Raw genomic sequence first — 15,120 nt, 5'->3', positions numbered from 1 at the left:
ATGTTAGCGCGCTTGTCCTGGTTTCAATCACTGCAGAACCGACTCATCGTCTACATGTTCATCAGCACCTTGGTGCCTCTTACGGTGCTGGGTGTGTATTCCTACCGGCTGTCAGTTGAAGGGTTAAACAGCCAGGCCAACGAATTAACGGCCGCCATCTTTCGCCAGGAAGTGAGCAATATGGAGCGCTTTGCGTTGGATGCCAGGCGGCTGGCGCGAGATTTACGTGAATCGCCCTCGATTCAATCCATGGTCGATAGCGCATACCGTGCAGATGGCTTGGACGCTATTGAAAGACTGCGTTTGCGCGCCAATCTGGAGGATAAATTAAGCTCGGTGATCAGCTTGCAAGGGCTGATCTCGATTGATGTGATTGCTAATGGTGCGGTGTTCAGCGTCGGTGATTTATCCGCCGGTGATCGTTATGACATGGAGCTGTTTGAGCAGTGGCTGACGGCCTGTACAGCCAGTCAGCGCGGCCTGTGTTGGCCGGGCATTGAAAGCAACACACATGTCGACTCCCGCAATGGCCTGGTGGTACCAGCCATCGCGCAGCTGATGGAGTTCGACGACGTCAGCGGGCGCTATGTCACTCAGGCTTATATGGTGCTCAAATACAATATCGAGACATTGTATTCGCGAGTGCATGAGCGAGACTCCAATTTGATTTACCATCTACTGTACGACGGCGAGCAGCGCATCGTTTATCACCCGCAAAAATCCCGACTTAAAACCCCCTTTGCATTGGCAGACGCTCACCAGGGTACCGTCGGTCCCATCGATACCATGCTGGATGGGCGCTCGGTGCGTGTATTTATTAATAAAATTCCGGCCATGGGATGGTCGTTGGCCGGCGTGGTGTCCATTGATGCCATGCAAAGCCGAGCAACGACCATTGGTCAACTGACCATTGTGTGTTTTGCCTTTGCGCTGCTGGTGATGGTGGCGGCGGTGTATTACCTGGCAAAAAAAGTGGTGCACCCCATTGAAACCATTACCGAGATAGCCAGAAATAACGAGCAATGTCTGAACAGCCTTGAAGCGCAAACCTCCATTCGCGAAATCAAACAGCTGGTACATTGGTTTAATCACTACAAAGACGTGGTGGATAACGACAAACAACAACAAGAGCAATTGCGCCAGGCCTATGACGAACTCAAGTGTACTCAGCAACAATTAATCGAAAGCGAAAAAATGGCGGCGCTGGGTAATATTGTTGCGGGTGTGTCGCATGAAATAAACACCCCCATCGGTGTGTCGGTCACGGCCAATTCTGTGTTGCAGGAAACCGTTCCCGCTTTGCAGCAAAAGTTTGAGCGCGGTGAGATGACGCGCACAGACCTGGCCGACTTTTTAACCCAAAGCGCCGAAGTGGCTGAGATTCTGCAAGTGAATCTCAGCCGGGCGGTGGAGTTGGTCGGGCGCTTTAAACGTACTGCGGCCAATCAGAACCAGGATCATCTGGCGGATATCGCGCTGGTGGAGTATTTGAATGACATCGTTGCCAGCCTGCGCCCGGCGATCAAGGAGTATGCACTGGAGTGGCATATCGTTGGGGATGAAGGCATTGTTGTACACAGCTATCCCGGAGTGCTGTGGCAAATTTTTACCAACCTGGTAATGAACTCCTTGCATCACGGTTTTGATAAGCGAATGCAAGGGCGCATCGATATTGAAGTTGAGGCGGCGACAGATCATGTATCCATTTGTTATCGCGACAATGGCAAAGGCATCGCCGCGGATGATTTGCCGCTGATCTTTAATCCCTTCTTTACCACCCGGCGCCATGCTGGCAACACAGGTTTGGGCTTGAACATGATCTACAACCTGGTGGTGCAAGATCTTCATGGCCAGATTCGCTGCGACAGTGAACTCGGACACGGTGTGGCATTCCGCATTACCTTACCCTATCGCCACACCGCATCTGACTGACTTTATCGTCCGTTAGTGCTGCCTGCAGCCCTCATTCAGCTTCCATGCCGTCTTTATACGAAGGTTTATCGTATTACATGTAATGGTTTTTGTATTACATGTGATGTTTGCTTTGTTACATGTAATGCGGTAATTTGGCACCATGAAAGCAAAGTCTTCGGCACATTATCAGCGAGAGTATCGTCGGCGCCTGCGCCAGCAGGGACTGGTGAAGAAAGAGGTCTGGATTCTTCCCGAGAACGCCAAGCACTTGGCGGCTGTGGAAAAACAGCTGCGCCGCCGTGGCGATATGTTTGAGCCACCAGGAGAAATGGACATGACGCATCAAGTAGAGCGCTGGACAACCCAAAGCCTGTTTCAGGCACTGCAACAGTCTGATTGGTTTGCTCAAGGAACCGCAGCCATTGAAATGATCGATGGCGCTGAGCCAGCCTTGCATGTCACCATGCACGAATACGGTGATTTACCGCTGTTTTTGACCGTTTCCGGCGATCAGATTATTGTCGAGTCGCTGCTATGGCCTGCCAGTGACGTCACCGATAAAGCACGCTTTAACGACGCGGTGCTACGCACCCATAAGTATCTGCCGCTATCCACCATCAGCCTGGATAACATTGACGGAGAGGATTATTACCATATGTTTGGTGCCTTGAGTGCAAGCTCAATCCTCAGTAATGTCGTGTTCGAAATTGAGGTGCTTACCAGCAACGTGATTCAGGCGACGGAAGCATACAACGAGTTTTTAACCGTCACCGCTGCCGCCGGCTAAGGCGAGGAGTTTGTATGAACATCTGGGCGAAGATGATGACCGCGCTGCGCGGAGGTGTAAACGAAGCAGGCGAAGCCATCGTCGACAGCCAAGCGCTGCGCATTTTGGATCAGGAAGTGCGCGAAGCGGCCGCCGAACTGGATCAATCCAAAAACAGTTTGGCGGAAATGATGGCGCGACAGAAAGTATCGCAGGATAAAAGCGAGCAGCTGCGTCAACACATTGAGACGCATGAAGGCTACGCCCTGCAAGCGCTGGAACAAGGTGATGAAGCCTTAGCGCTGGAAGTGGCAGAGAAAATTGCCGAGCTGGAGCAGCAGCACAGCCAAGAGCAGGCGGCGGCCAACAGCTATGCCGACAGTGTTACGCAAATGAAAACCGCCATTGTGCAAACCCAGCGTAACATTCAACGGTTAAAACAACAGCTGGATACCGTCAAGGCGAGTGAAAGCGTGCACCGCGCGCAAGCCGCTGTGGCCCAGCGTCACAGTGGATCACATGCAAAATTACGCACGGCGATGGATTCCCTGCAACGCATCAAGGAAAAACAAGCCTTGCGTGATGCTGAGCTGGCAGCCGCCAGCGAACTGGCAGAGGAAGCCCCTGAGCTGTCTTTGCAGAATAAATTAGAGCAAGCCGGTATTCGGGTGCAGGGTAACCGTTCAGAAGACATACTGGCGCGGATTAAAACTAGAAAAAGCGGCGGAGCAGCTGAATAACACTCTATCGCATTGCGGGGGGGGCCGTTATTCAGATCACGGATTAAGCAACTAAGGCGGTGCCCATATGGGCCCGCCAGCTTGTATCAATGTGCTCGCACAATAAACAAGGAATAAGGGATGTTTGCAGTATTTTTCACTGAGGGAATGAACCCTTTTTATCAGAATATTGCGTCGTTTCCCACGGCCATTTTCACCTTTATGCTCGCATTGATCGTGCTGTATTGGTTGGTGGCGGTGCTGGGGCTGGTAGATATCGACGTGCTGGATGTGGATTTACCGGAAGCGGATGGTGATTTAGAGCTATCCAGCGCACATGAGCATGGTGGCCCCAACGTATTAGCGGGTTTATTAATGCGATTTGGTCTGGTGGGTGTCCCAGTGACCATTATCGTCTCGCTGATTACATTGTTTGGTTGGTTGATTTGTTATTACCTGGTGCACTTCAGCTTTGCCTTAATACCACACGGTTTATTGCAGTGGCTGGCGGGCGTGCCTATCTTTCTTGCCTCTCTATATGTTGCAGTGATGATCACGGCGCAAGTGATTAAACCACTAAGACCATTTTTCCATAAAACTCAGCAGCAAGCCGGCAAACACGTATTAGGGCAAACCGCGATTGTACGTACCTCGCGTGTTGACCAAGCGTTTGGAGAAGCCATGTTGGCCGATGGTGGCGCAGGGCTGATTTTAAAGGTTCGAGCGGGCGCAGAGGAGCGCTTTAAAAAAGGAGATCGGGTCGTTCTATTGGAATATCTGACAGAAGAAAACGCTTATCGAGTGATATCCGAACAAGAGTTCACTCAAATCGACTAACTATATAAAACAGGAAGTGGAGTAACTGAACATGGCAGATTTATCTGTATTAATGCCAATTCTGACGGGCGTTGGTATCGTATTCGTCATCTTGATGGGTATGGCTGCGCTGTTTAAAGCCTTTTATTATAAGGTGGAGCAGGGCACGGCGCTGATTGTCAATGATATGACCTCTCAGCCAAAGGTGCATTTCACTGGCGCCTTGGTCTACCCGATCATCTATAAAAAAGAGCTGATGAAAATCTCGCTGATTACCTTGGAGGTAGACAGACGAGGTAAAGACGGTCTGATCTGTGCTGACAATATGCGCGCAGACATCACCGTCGCTTTCTATCTGCGAGTGAATGAAACCGCTGAAGATGTGCTCAAGGTTGCCAAATCCATCGGTGCTAGCCGTGCATCCGATAAAGCCGCGGTCAATGAATTATTTAACGCCAAGTTCTCAGAAGCGTTGAAGACAGTGGGTAAGCAAATTGAGTTTGTGGCCCTGTTTGAAAACCGTCAGGATTTTCGTGACAAAATCATTGAGGTGATCGGTGAAGACTTAAACGGCTATGTGTTGGAAGACGTCGCTATTGATTACCTGGAGCAAACACCAAAGTCGTCATTAGACTCCAGCAACATTCTTGATGCTGAGGGTATTAAAAAGATTACCCAATTGACCGCCAACCAGAATGTAATCACCAACAACCTGGAACGTGACGAAGAACTGGCGATCAAGAAAAAGAACGTAGAAACCGTCGAAGCCATGTTAGAGCTGGAGCGTCAGCAATCGGACGCTGAAGCCAAGCAAGAACGCGAAGTCGCTACCATACGCGCACGCGAAGAAGCCGAAACCAAAAAAGTTCAGGAAGAAGAGCGTCGCAAGGCAGAGGCAACCACCATCCAAGTAGAAAAAGACTTGGCGGTGCAGCGTGAAAACCAGCAGCGTGAAATTGAAGTAGCCGAGCAAAATCGCCAGCGCGCTGTGGCCATCGAAGTTGAAAAAGTAACTCGTGCACGGGATCTGGAAGTGGTGTCGCGTGAGCGCGAAGTCGAAATCCAGAAAATCGAAGCGGAAAAGGCCATTGAGGTCGAGCGCAAAGAAATCGCCAACGTGGTGCGCGAGCGTGTAGCGGTTGATAAAACCGTCGCGGTGGAAGAGGAGCGCATTAAAGAAGTGCGCGAAGTCTCTGAAGCGGACCGTGCTAAACAAACGCAAGTACTGGCTGCTGAGGCGCTGGCGGAAGAAGAAAAAGTTAAGCAAGTCAAAGAAGCAGAAGCCAAAGAGCTTTCGGCTAAGCACCGTGCCGTGGAGTTGACGACTATAGCGCAAGCAGAGCTGGAAGCGTCTGCCAAAGAAGCCGATGCTAAGAAAAAACTGGCTGAAGGTACCCAGGCAGAGCAAGCTGCGCGTGGTTTGGCGGAAGCCAAAGTGCAATCGGCTAAGGCTGATGCATTCGAAAAAGAAGGCCTGGCCGAAGCCAATGTGATCAAAGCCAAAGGCGATGCGGAAGCCGATGCCTTGTTGGGCACGGGTAAAGCAGAAGCGGATGTGATTGCTGCCAAAGGTAACTCAGAAGCTACCGCCGCACGTGAAATTGGTATGGCCAACGCCGCTGTCACCCGCGAGCAATACAAAGCCGAAGCCGATGGTTTGGTCGAGAAGTTTGATGCCATGAATAACATGAGCGCTGAAGCACGCTCGCACGAAGAGTATCGCATGGGTCTGGAAACTGCACTGAAAGAAGCCATGGCTTCGATTGAAGCCGGCAAAGACATTGCCCGTGAAAATGCTGAAGTACTGGCGGTGGCCTTGCAGAAAGCCAAAATTGATATCGTTGGTGGCGAAGATCATTTCTTCGATAACTTTGCTAAGTCGCTGTCTATTGGTAAAGCCATCGATGGTTTTGCTGGCAAGAGCAATACCATTCAAGCCTTGCTGAGCAAAGTGATGGAATCATCCAGTAGTAATAACGAAACCCAGCAGTAATCTGCTTGTGCAGCACCGGAGAGCTTTCAAAGGCCCGGTGCTGCGATTGCAGTGAAAGTTACTGTCCCGCATATCGATGGTCAAATCTGAGCAGTTGGAAAAAAGGATTAAGGAATGGTAGAGCAAAAGCAATCTACGGACGTCGTTGACAATGCCGTTGCTGAAGGTGGTGCTTACGACATCATCAAAAAGCGTTTGCAGGATCAAGGCAGTCAACTGGAGCAAGCCATTTCCGCGTTGAACGAGGCACGTACCGCCGAGTTTGGCAGCTCAGATATGCAAGTCGTGGCCAGAACTCGAGTACGCACTGAAAATAACTGTGTGGCGCGGGACATGGTGCAAGTGGGTGGCCACTTGCTGTTTGGTTACAACGTATTTATTGGCCTGAAAAAAGAAACTCAGGTAAGCGATGTTTTTGCTCTGTTTGACGTCACCGAAAATGACGGACAGTTTGAGCTGGTAGAAGTACCAGCCCAGGGCACCTTTCTAGCCGACCCTGGGTTTGTTAATGATTTTGAAGAGCTGTATCGCTATTACAAGCATACTAAGCTGGTAGAGCTTACGGTAAAAAAAGGCAAGCTGTTGGCCGGTTTCCAAATCGGCGAGCGTTTGGAAGATATTCGTGTTTTTCGTTGGTCGGTATCGGCTGATGGGAGAACGGTGGAGTATCTGGACAATCGCGGAGAGCGTGACATTCAGTTACCCCCCGCCTTTGATTTTGAATGGACCTCTACTACCCGCGATGATACAGTGAATGGTCGTCATCCGCATATCAATATTTTAGATACCCTGTTCGTTGAAACCGTGGGTGGCGATCTGACCATCAAGGTAGAAAACAACACCGAAGATGGCTTGGGTATTTATCAGGAACCGGTAGAAGATAAAACCCAGTCATTGGATGACGCAGATATCAGCTATGCCCACATTGGCGAGCTGATTTTGTTGAAAATCCTTCCTTACCGCGAAGAGCAAGCACGCCATTTTATTTACAACCCACTGGATGAAAGTGTCCATCGCATTGATGCCATTGGTGATTCCTGCGTACAGCTACCGGAAGATCATGGTCTGATTTTCCCTGGGGGGTATTACCTTAGCAGCGGTGAGCTAAAGCAGTTTGACGACGGCGTCGACGGTTTGCGCTTCAAGCGCAAAGTGCGCTCCCCCAACGGTGAAGACATGCTGTACGTCTTCTATCAGCCAGAAAATGGCGAGCTGTGTTTGTTGGCGTACAACCTGATTGATAAAAGCCTGCAAAACCCAGTGTATGCCCATGGTTATGCTTTGGCAGACAATGGCAGGTTGGTGATCTTTTCTGCCGAAAATGAACCGACTCGCGTTCATCCGATGCAAATCTGGCAAACCCCGTATGAAAGCGATGAGCATGCCAGTCGGGCACCAGCCAGTCAGACCTTTTATGGCCGTATCGGTAACGCAGAGTTAGTGCGCGGTGTGTCGGACTTGTACAGCGTTGTGCGTATGATCAGCCAGCAAAGTGTGTCTGCGCGGTTATATGAAGAGTTGAGTAAAGCGGCGCGTAAAGCATTTGACGATCATTATTGGCTGGCAGAAACAGAAACCAGCACCATTGCCGAGCTGCTGCATGACATTGGCAGTACGGCTGAATTGGTGATTGATGAATTTGAAAAAGTTCAAAGCATCCGCCAGCAATCCGATGAAGCCATGCGCGAAGCGCAGCAGTCGCAACAAGCACTGCTGCAAACCGTGCGTACCGAAAGCTGGGAAACCACCACCGAATACGTCGATGCATTAGGTGCCATTCGCCGCCAGCGCGGTCATTTGATGACCATTCGCGAGCTGCGTTATATCGATGTTGCCGCCATTGAACAGCTGGACGATGAGTTAAAAACACTGGAAGCGTCGCTGAGCGAGCGCACTGTGGCGTTTCTTGCGGACGATAAAGCGCTGGAGCCGTATCAGGCGAAAATTGATGACATTAATCACAGTGTTGAACAAGCCACCACGATGGCAGAGTTGCAGCCCTTGGTTGAAGTGATCGAAACCACCGCTTCGGGTCTGGATCTGCTGTCCGAGTTAATGGGCACGCTCAAAGTCGACGATGCAACGGTACGCACGCGTATCATTGATGCCATTTCGCAGATTTATGCGCAGCTCAATCAAAGCAAAGCAAAAACCAAGCATAAGCAAAAATCATTGGGCTCGGCCGAAGCCATAGCGCAATTCGGAGCTCAGTTTAAGCTGTTCTCGCAGAGCATTGCCAATGCACTGGGCATGGCCAATACGCCAGAAAAGTGTGATGAGCAACTGTCGCGTCTGTTGGTACAGCTGGAAGAGCTGGAAAGCCAATACAGTGAATTTGATGAATTCCTCGCTGACATTATGGATAAACGCGAGGAAGTATATGAATCGTTTGAAAATCACAAACAACAGCTGATTGACGAACTGCAACGTAAAGCGCAATCGGTGTCTGATGCTGCCAGTCGTATTCTCAGTAGCATTGAAAAGCGTTCGCTGAAGTTCACCGAGCAAGATGAGCTGAATACCTACTTCGCCTCTGATGCACTGGTGATGAAGATTCGCGAGCAGGTGGAGCAGCTGCGGCAGCTGGATGCGGCGGTGAAAGCCGATGATATCGAGGCCCGGTTAAAAGCCATTAAAGAACAAGCGCTGCGCTCGTTACGAGACAAAAGCGATATTTATGAAGATGGCGGTAATGTCATCAAACTGGGGCCACGTCATAAGTTCTCAGTTAATACTCAGGAGCTGGATCTGACCATCATTCCGCGTGATGGCATGCTGAATATTCACCTCACCGGCACCGATTATTACGAGCCCATTGAACAGGCCGAGCTGTTGGCGCTGCGCGATTATTGGGATATGAACCTGGAGTCAGAGACTCCGGCTGTCTATCGCTCTGAATACCTCGCATTTTTAATTCTCGAAGCGGCAAAAAAACACAGCGACGGTTTATCGCTGCAGCAATTGCGCACGGCACTGCTGGAAGATAACAAACTGACGGAGTTGGTGCGTCAGTTTGCTAGCCCGCGCTACAAGGAAGGATACGAAAAAGGCATCCACGACCATGATGCCGTCTTGCTGCTGAAAGTACTGATTCCGGCATTAGACGGTGCTGATTTGTTGCGCTACGACCCGTTATGTCGTGGCTTGGCGCAGGTGTTTTGGTCCAATATTAAAGGTCTGACTCGCAGTCAGAAAAGCGCCGAGCAAGATCGCGCGACCTTGTGTTTTACCACCTGGCCTGAGCGTGCTCAGTCTGCGGCGCAAATGGGCTCAGTATTTCGCAGCAACGAAGCAGTCGAGCTGCTGGTGGAAGAAGTGTTTGTCTCGCTGCAGGAGTTTGTGGCGCAACATCCTATTGAGGTCACCGAGCTGGATATCCGGCGCGCTGCCGACTATCTGGTGGCCGAAATGGGGCGTGAACGGTTGGAGTTTATTGGCAGCAAATACGCCACTCAGTTAGTAGACGAACTGAAGCGTTCGATGGACGACGAAACCTGGCGCCGTTATCAGATGGCGCTGGATAAAATGATGGGCTGGCCAGCCGAGCGCTGGAACCTGACATCAGCCTGGCTGCAAGCGCTGGTAAAAGACAAACAACTGGACGGTTTGCAGCGTTACATTCCAGAGGCGGTGGCATTAATTAACGCCAATGAGCGCCTTGAACGACGTTTTACCGAAGTGGATTTGGAGCTATCGGTAGCGGGCTTGATGGGCGATCATGCGTTGATTGAGCAGCAAGCGTTGCACTTTGGCCTGGATGCTTTTTTGCTGAAGATGGAGCATCACCGCTTTGAGGTGGTGCCTGCGTATCATCGCTATTTGGCTGTGCGCCAACAGGTGATCGCAGAACAACGCGAAGCACTGCGGTTGGACGAATTTAAGCCGAAACCTTTGAGCTCATTTGTGCGTAACCGCCTGATTAACGAGTCATATTTGCCTTTGATTGGCGACAACCTAGCCAAACAAATGGGTACCATCGGTGATAATAAACGTACCGATTTGATGGGCTTATTGATGATGATCTCGCCGCCTGGCTACGGTAAAACCACATTAATGGAATACGTTGCCAGCCGGTTGGGCTTAATCTTCATGAAGATCAACTGCCCGTCGCTGGGTCATGAAGTGACGTCATTAGATCCGCAGCAAGCGCCGGATGCGACTTCCAGAAAAGAGTTGGAAAAGCTCAACCTCGGGTTAGAGATGGGCAACAATGTGATGCTGTATCTGGATGATATTCAGCACACGGATCCAGAGTTTTTGCAGAAATTTATCTCCTTGTGTGACGGCACGCGTCGTATTGACGGTGTTTGGAAAGGCAAAACCAAAACCTACGACATGCGCGGGCGCAAGTTCTGTGTCGTGATGGCGGGTAACCCGTACACGGAATCGGGCGAAGCCTTTAAGATTCCAGACATGCTCGCTAACCGTGCCGATATTTATAACCTAGGCGACATCTTAGGTGGCATGGATGAGCAGTTTGCGCTGAGTTACATCGAAAACGCGCTGACCTCTAACCCGGTTCTGGCACCGATGGCGGTGCGCGAAATGGACGATGTGTATAAGTTAATCGATATGGCCAAAGGTCGCGAGGTCGCCACCACCGATTTGTCTCACCAGTACAGTGGCGCGGAAATCAATGAAATGACTTCCGTGTTGCAAAAAATGATGGTGGTGCAGGAAGTCGTGCTGAAGATTAACCAGCAGTACATTGCCTCTGCGGCACAAGACGATAAATATCGCACTGAGCCTGCCTTTAAGCTGCAGGGCAGTTATCGCAACATGAATAAAATGACGGAGAAAATCTCCGCCGTTATGAATGATCGCGAACTGATGCAAATGATCGCGGATCATTACCTGGGTGAATCGCAACTGCTGACCACTGGTGCTGAAGACAATCTGCTGAAGCTGGCCGAGCTGCGTGGCAACATGACCACAGAACAAGCCGAGCGCTGGCAACAAATTAAAAAGGACTTTTTACGCAATAAAGCCATGGGCGGCGACGGTGCTGATACCGGTGCCAAAGTGGTGGCGCAACTGTCGGATTTGGTCGAAGGCGTGCAGGCACTGTCCGGCAGCGCTCAACAACTGGGTCAGAGCAGTGCTGGTCAAAATGAGATCGTCGCCAAAGCCATGCTGAAAGGTCTGAATCAATTTGCCGAAGCAGTAAAACAAATCCAGCCGAAGGTAAAAGTGGTGAATGAACCGGTGCCTGGTATTGATAAAGTGCTGGCAGTACTGGCAGAAACCATCGAAAACAGCATTTTCCCGCTGGTGCGCAGCATGGATAAAAAGCTCGAAATCGATCTGCGCACACACGGCAAAATGCGCGATATATCCGAGCAATTGCGGGTGTTAGAAACCGATTTGGCTAGCACTCGCCAAATCGACAAAAGCCACTCTGAAGAAAGCCAGCCTGAAAAAAGCCAGACTGACAGAGCGAAAACCTCAACAGCAGCCAAGGGCTCAGCTGAGCCATGATGTTGCAGCTTAAGCGCCGTTTGCTGCTGCTGTGTTCATTGGCGCTGATACTGATTGCGGTGTTTGCTGTAAACGCCGTGGTCGGTGGGGCGCTGAATCGCTTTGGTATCCAGCCACGCGAAGCCAGCGCCTGGTTTCACATTGTGTTGGCGCCTTTTGTTCATAGCGAATGGTGGCATTTATTTAACAACCTGACCGGTCTGCTGATGCTGAGCTTGATCAGTTTGCGTCATTCGGTGCGTCAATACTTGATGGCCAGTGTGTTTATTGTTGTGGTCTCTGGTGCCTTGGTCTGGCTGTTTGCTCGGCCGGCCATTCATATTGGCGCCAGCGGCTGGATTTTTGGGCTTTGGGCCTGGCAAATAGCACTGGCGTTGTTCGCACGCAGTTTTGTCAATGTCATGGTGGCGTTGCTGGTGGTGTTTGCTTACGGCGGCTTGGTGTATGGCTTGCTTCCGAATCACCCTGGGGTGTCATTTGAAGCCCATATCGCGGGTGCCGTCGCGGGAGGATTATTTGCTTTTTTAAGTTCTCTCAGTCGTGGTAAGCCAGAAACAGAAATTGAGTAGGAGAAGATTATGCAGTGTCCGCAATGCAAGGGCAGCCAGTTACAGCCGGTTACTCTAGAGACTGGGCTGGTCGCAGCGGGATGCCTGCAGTGTGGTGGCAGCTTGCTACCGCTGCTGAATTATCGTTATTGGCAGCAAACCACCGAGCAGCACAGTATTGAGAAGGACAATGAGTTTTCCGCCGAAGACTCTGCAGGTGCCAAACTGTGCCCCAAATGCGCCCGCTTAATGAGCAAATATCGCATCGGTCACGATCAGGATAATCGCTTGGAGCTGTGCGCGACGTGTGACGAAGCCTGGCTCGACGCTGGTGAGTGGTCATTGCTGAAATCGTGCGAAATGCATCAGCAGTTGCCGAGAATATTTACCGACGCCTGGCAGCGCCTGATTCGTTTAACTGAGCAAGAAGCCAGTGTCAGAGAAAACTTCCGTAACCGCTTGGGTGAAGTGCAGTTTGCCAAGGCCGATGAGTTTCGCCAGTGGTTAAACCAGCAGCAGGGTAAGGCGGACATTCTGCAATATTTGTCGATTCGTCCGGCCAGTAACAGTACGTGTGAATAATACGGATAATCGCCGCCTTCATTGACGGCGATATTGAGTGTTGTATAACAGCTAGATCAATCCTAAGGAGAAAACCATGAAAGAAAATCGCGATTACTTGGAAATGTCCTTCCATTCCATCAACTGCTTTGCCAACGATGGCACTCTGGACGTTAACGAGTTGGAGAAGATCCTCGATATCGCCAAGCGTGATGGCGTGGTGGACGACAACGAAAAACGCGTTCTGTCGAACATCATCGGTCGCTTGTCAGACAAAGAGTTGCGCGGAGAGCTGCGCCGTCGCGTCGACGAGCTGAAGGCCGAATACGACCTGTAACATGCCATGGCTGGCGACCTAAGTGGTGGCCAGCCATAACAAACTGCGTCTACAGCGCCGATGTCGTCACTTTGCCGTTCTCATACCCACAGACGTATCCGCACTCATGACCACATAAGTACCCGCACCCATACCCATACCCACAGACGTACCCGCATAAAAAAACTTCAGGCCAGACCCCTTAATACGCTAGGTATAAGTGTTGTACAATCCTGTATAACTTAGGAGGTGGCCATGTTTTCTTTCTTCAAAACCGACCCAACCAAAAAACTGCGCCAGCAGTACCAGCGCAAGCTGGAGCAAGCGATGCAAGCCCAGCGTAACGGCGATATGCGCAGCTATGCTCAATTGAGCAGTGAAGCGGACAGCCTGTATCGCGACATTCAGCAGCACGAGCAAAGCGACAACAAGTAATGCTGAGTATCTCGGCAAGCCAAGCCTGAGTGCGCCACCGCAGTAAACCTCACTGAAACAAACGCGTGTTGAGCAAATAGTCGATCACAGCGCGTGTGCGTTGCGGCAGTTGGCGCCTCGACGGGGGCATCAGAGCAAACACCAATGGCTCGCTGCTGATGCTGGGCATCACCTGCGTGACGGCGTGCTCACTCAGTTCCTGGCGCACACTGGTGGGCAGCATCACCCCCAACCCTAAACCCCGTGCCACCATGTGTTGCAGCATCAGTGGAAGTTGCAGCGGTAATAGCTGCTTGGTCGAATGTCGATCATGTGGCCGTGCTGGCGCAAGCGAATCAAATTGTCGTGGCTGGTTTGCTGCAGCAGCACCCAGCGATGTTGTTGCTGCAGGGGCTGATCGCTGGCGGACTTTGCTGTCGCTCTAGCGGATGCCGAAGTGTATGCCAGCGAGGGTTGGATGGCCGACAGCAGTGCCAGTTTGAGCCGCTTGATCGGCCGTGCCACCACGCCGATTGAGCACAGCATCGCCGCGGCGCTGGACTCACAGTAGCTATGGAGCGGTGTTGCTCTGCCAAATCGGTTCAGGCGCTAGCGCAAAGGCACTCGCTGGCGTTCGATGTCGTCGTTGACCTGATCGGTAATGGCCTGAATAACACCGCGCAACCACAAGATTGCCGGGTCACGCTCATCACGCTTGTGCCAGGCCATGTACATCATTGGGGTGGGAATGGATAACGGCGCCGCGCGCGCCACTAATTCGCCGCGTTGCAGGTATTTGGCGACCACAGGGTAGGGCAAGACGGTAATCAATTGAGTTTCACGCACCAGCTCAGCGGCGCCAGCAAAGGTATTGAGGGTCATCGCCAGGCGGCGCTTGAGGCCTTTTTCAGCCAAGGCAATGTCCACCGAACCTTCGGCATCGCCTGACAGTGATACCAGCAACTGATCGGCGGCGACGAAACGCTCCAGCGTCAGTGCGCCTTGGGTAAGTGCATGATCTGGGCGCATCACCACCACGAAGGGATTTTCAAACAGCGCCCGAGCGGCAATGTGAGCATGGCGGCCAAAGTAGTGCCCCACCACCATATCGACGTCGGCACTCATTAACTGCTGTTCCAGCGCGCCCGTGTAAGGCACGGCATGAATGTCGATGTTGGGGGCATTGTTTTCAATGAACTGCCGCAGCGGCGTCCAGAACATGCCGGTTAAACCATCGGTCAGTGCAATGCGAAAGCAGCGTTGATGGCTGCCTGGGTCAAAGGCTGTCGGATTAACGGCATCGCGTATGTCCGACAGCGGATGAGCGATTTGTCGCCATAAACGCTCGGCATAGGGAGTTGGGCGAATGCCACGGCCGTCTTTTACAAATAACGGATCACGCCAGACGTGGCGCATGCGCGATAACGCGTTGGACACCGAGGGTTGGGTCATCGCCAAACGCTCGGCGGCCGCGGTGACAGACTGTTCACGCATGATGGCGTCAAAGATCACCACCAGATTCAAATCGGTTTTCGCCACGTCTAAATCATCATGTGAATCAATGCAAAGTATACTACCTATCAATTAGACCGTAT

At 51.4% G+C, this 15,120-nt stretch carries 13 protein-coding genes; 10 read left to right on the top strand and 3 right to left on the bottom strand.

Annotation, left to right across the window (positions count from 1 at the left end):
• From CHH28_RS19070 to CHH28_RS19025, 10 genes are all read left to right on the top strand, one after another.
• A complete protein-coding gene (locus CHH28_RS19070; protein WP_094061800.1) occupies positions 1-1,932 on the top strand; it encodes a sensor histidine kinase in 1,932 nt (643 codons plus the stop codon).
• Positions 1,933-2,074: 142 nt separating this feature from the next.
• A complete protein-coding gene (locus tag CHH28_RS19065; protein ID WP_094061799.1) occupies positions 2,075-2,701 on the top strand; it encodes a YjfI family protein in 627 nt (208 codons plus the stop codon).
• Positions 2,702-2,715: 14 nt separating this feature from the next.
• Positions 2,716-3,420 (top strand): PspA/IM30 family protein, encoded by a 705-nt coding sequence (locus CHH28_RS19060; RefSeq protein WP_094061798.1) that lies wholly within the window; start codon positions 2,716-2,718, stop codon positions 3,418-3,420.
• 120 nt (positions 3,421-3,540) lie between these two features.
• The gene (locus CHH28_RS19055; protein ID WP_094061797.1) at positions 3,541-4,236 is read left to right on the top strand and encodes an OB-fold-containig protein; all 696 of its coding nucleotides are present in this window, start codon (positions 3,541-3,543) and stop codon (positions 4,234-4,236) included.
• A gap of 31 nt (positions 4,237-4,267) precedes the next feature.
• Positions 4,268-6,208 (top strand): flotillin family protein, encoded by a 1,941-nt coding sequence (locus CHH28_RS19050; protein ID WP_094061796.1) that lies wholly within the window; start codon positions 4,268-4,270, stop codon positions 6,206-6,208.
• 114 nt (positions 6,209-6,322) lie between these two features.
• A complete protein-coding gene (locus CHH28_RS19045; RefSeq protein ID WP_094061795.1) occupies positions 6,323-11,686 on the top strand; it encodes a DNA repair ATPase in 5,364 nt (1,787 codons plus the stop codon).
• Positions 11,683-12,255, top strand: coding sequence for a rhomboid family intramembrane serine protease (locus tag CHH28_RS19040; protein WP_094061794.1), 573 nt, complete (start codon positions 11,683-11,685; stop codon positions 12,253-12,255). The genes CHH28_RS19045 and CHH28_RS19040 overlap by 4 nt, the downstream gene beginning before the upstream one ends.
• Positions 12,256-12,264: 9 nt before the next feature.
• Positions 12,265-12,816: a hypothetical protein gene (locus CHH28_RS20095; protein WP_199243949.1), complete on the top strand. Its 552-nt coding sequence runs from the start codon at positions 12,265-12,267 to the stop codon at positions 12,814-12,816.
• Between the two features lie 76 nt (positions 12,817-12,892).
• On the top strand, positions 12,893-13,132 hold the full coding sequence (locus CHH28_RS19030; RefSeq protein ID WP_094061793.1) for a hypothetical protein: 240 nt from the start codon (positions 12,893-12,895) through the stop codon (positions 13,130-13,132).
• A 234-nt stretch (positions 13,133-13,366) separates the two neighbouring features.
• Complete coding sequence (locus tag CHH28_RS19025) at positions 13,367-13,546, top strand: DUF6435 family protein (RefSeq protein WP_094061792.1); 180 nt, start codon at positions 13,367-13,369, stop codon at positions 13,544-13,546.
• A 49-nt stretch (positions 13,547-13,595) separates the two neighbouring features.
• Here the strand turns inward: CHH28_RS19025 and CHH28_RS19020 are convergent, their stop codons facing one another.
• From CHH28_RS19020 to CHH28_RS19015, 3 genes are all read right to left on the bottom strand, one after another.
• Positions 13,596-13,811 (bottom strand): hypothetical protein, encoded by a 216-nt coding sequence (locus tag CHH28_RS19020; RefSeq protein WP_094061791.1) that lies wholly within the window; start codon positions 13,809-13,811, stop codon positions 13,596-13,598.
• Positions 13,811-14,071, bottom strand: coding sequence for a hypothetical protein (locus CHH28_RS19985; protein WP_157730009.1), 261 nt, complete (start codon positions 14,069-14,071; stop codon positions 13,811-13,813). The genes CHH28_RS19020 and CHH28_RS19985 overlap by 1 nt, the downstream gene beginning before the upstream one ends.
• A 63-nt stretch (positions 14,072-14,134) precedes the next feature.
• Positions 14,135-15,064, bottom strand: coding sequence for a LysR family transcriptional regulator (locus CHH28_RS19015; protein ID WP_094061790.1), 930 nt, complete (start codon positions 15,062-15,064; stop codon positions 14,135-14,137).
• Positions 15,065-15,120 lie beyond the last annotated feature (56 nt).

The sequence above is a fragment of the Bacterioplanes sanyensis genome, from assembly GCF_002237535.1.
Lineage (GTDB): Bacteria > Pseudomonadota > Gammaproteobacteria > Pseudomonadales > Oceanobacteraceae > Bacterioplanes > Bacterioplanes sanyensis_A.
This window is presented reverse-complemented; position numbering and strand designations above follow the sequence as displayed.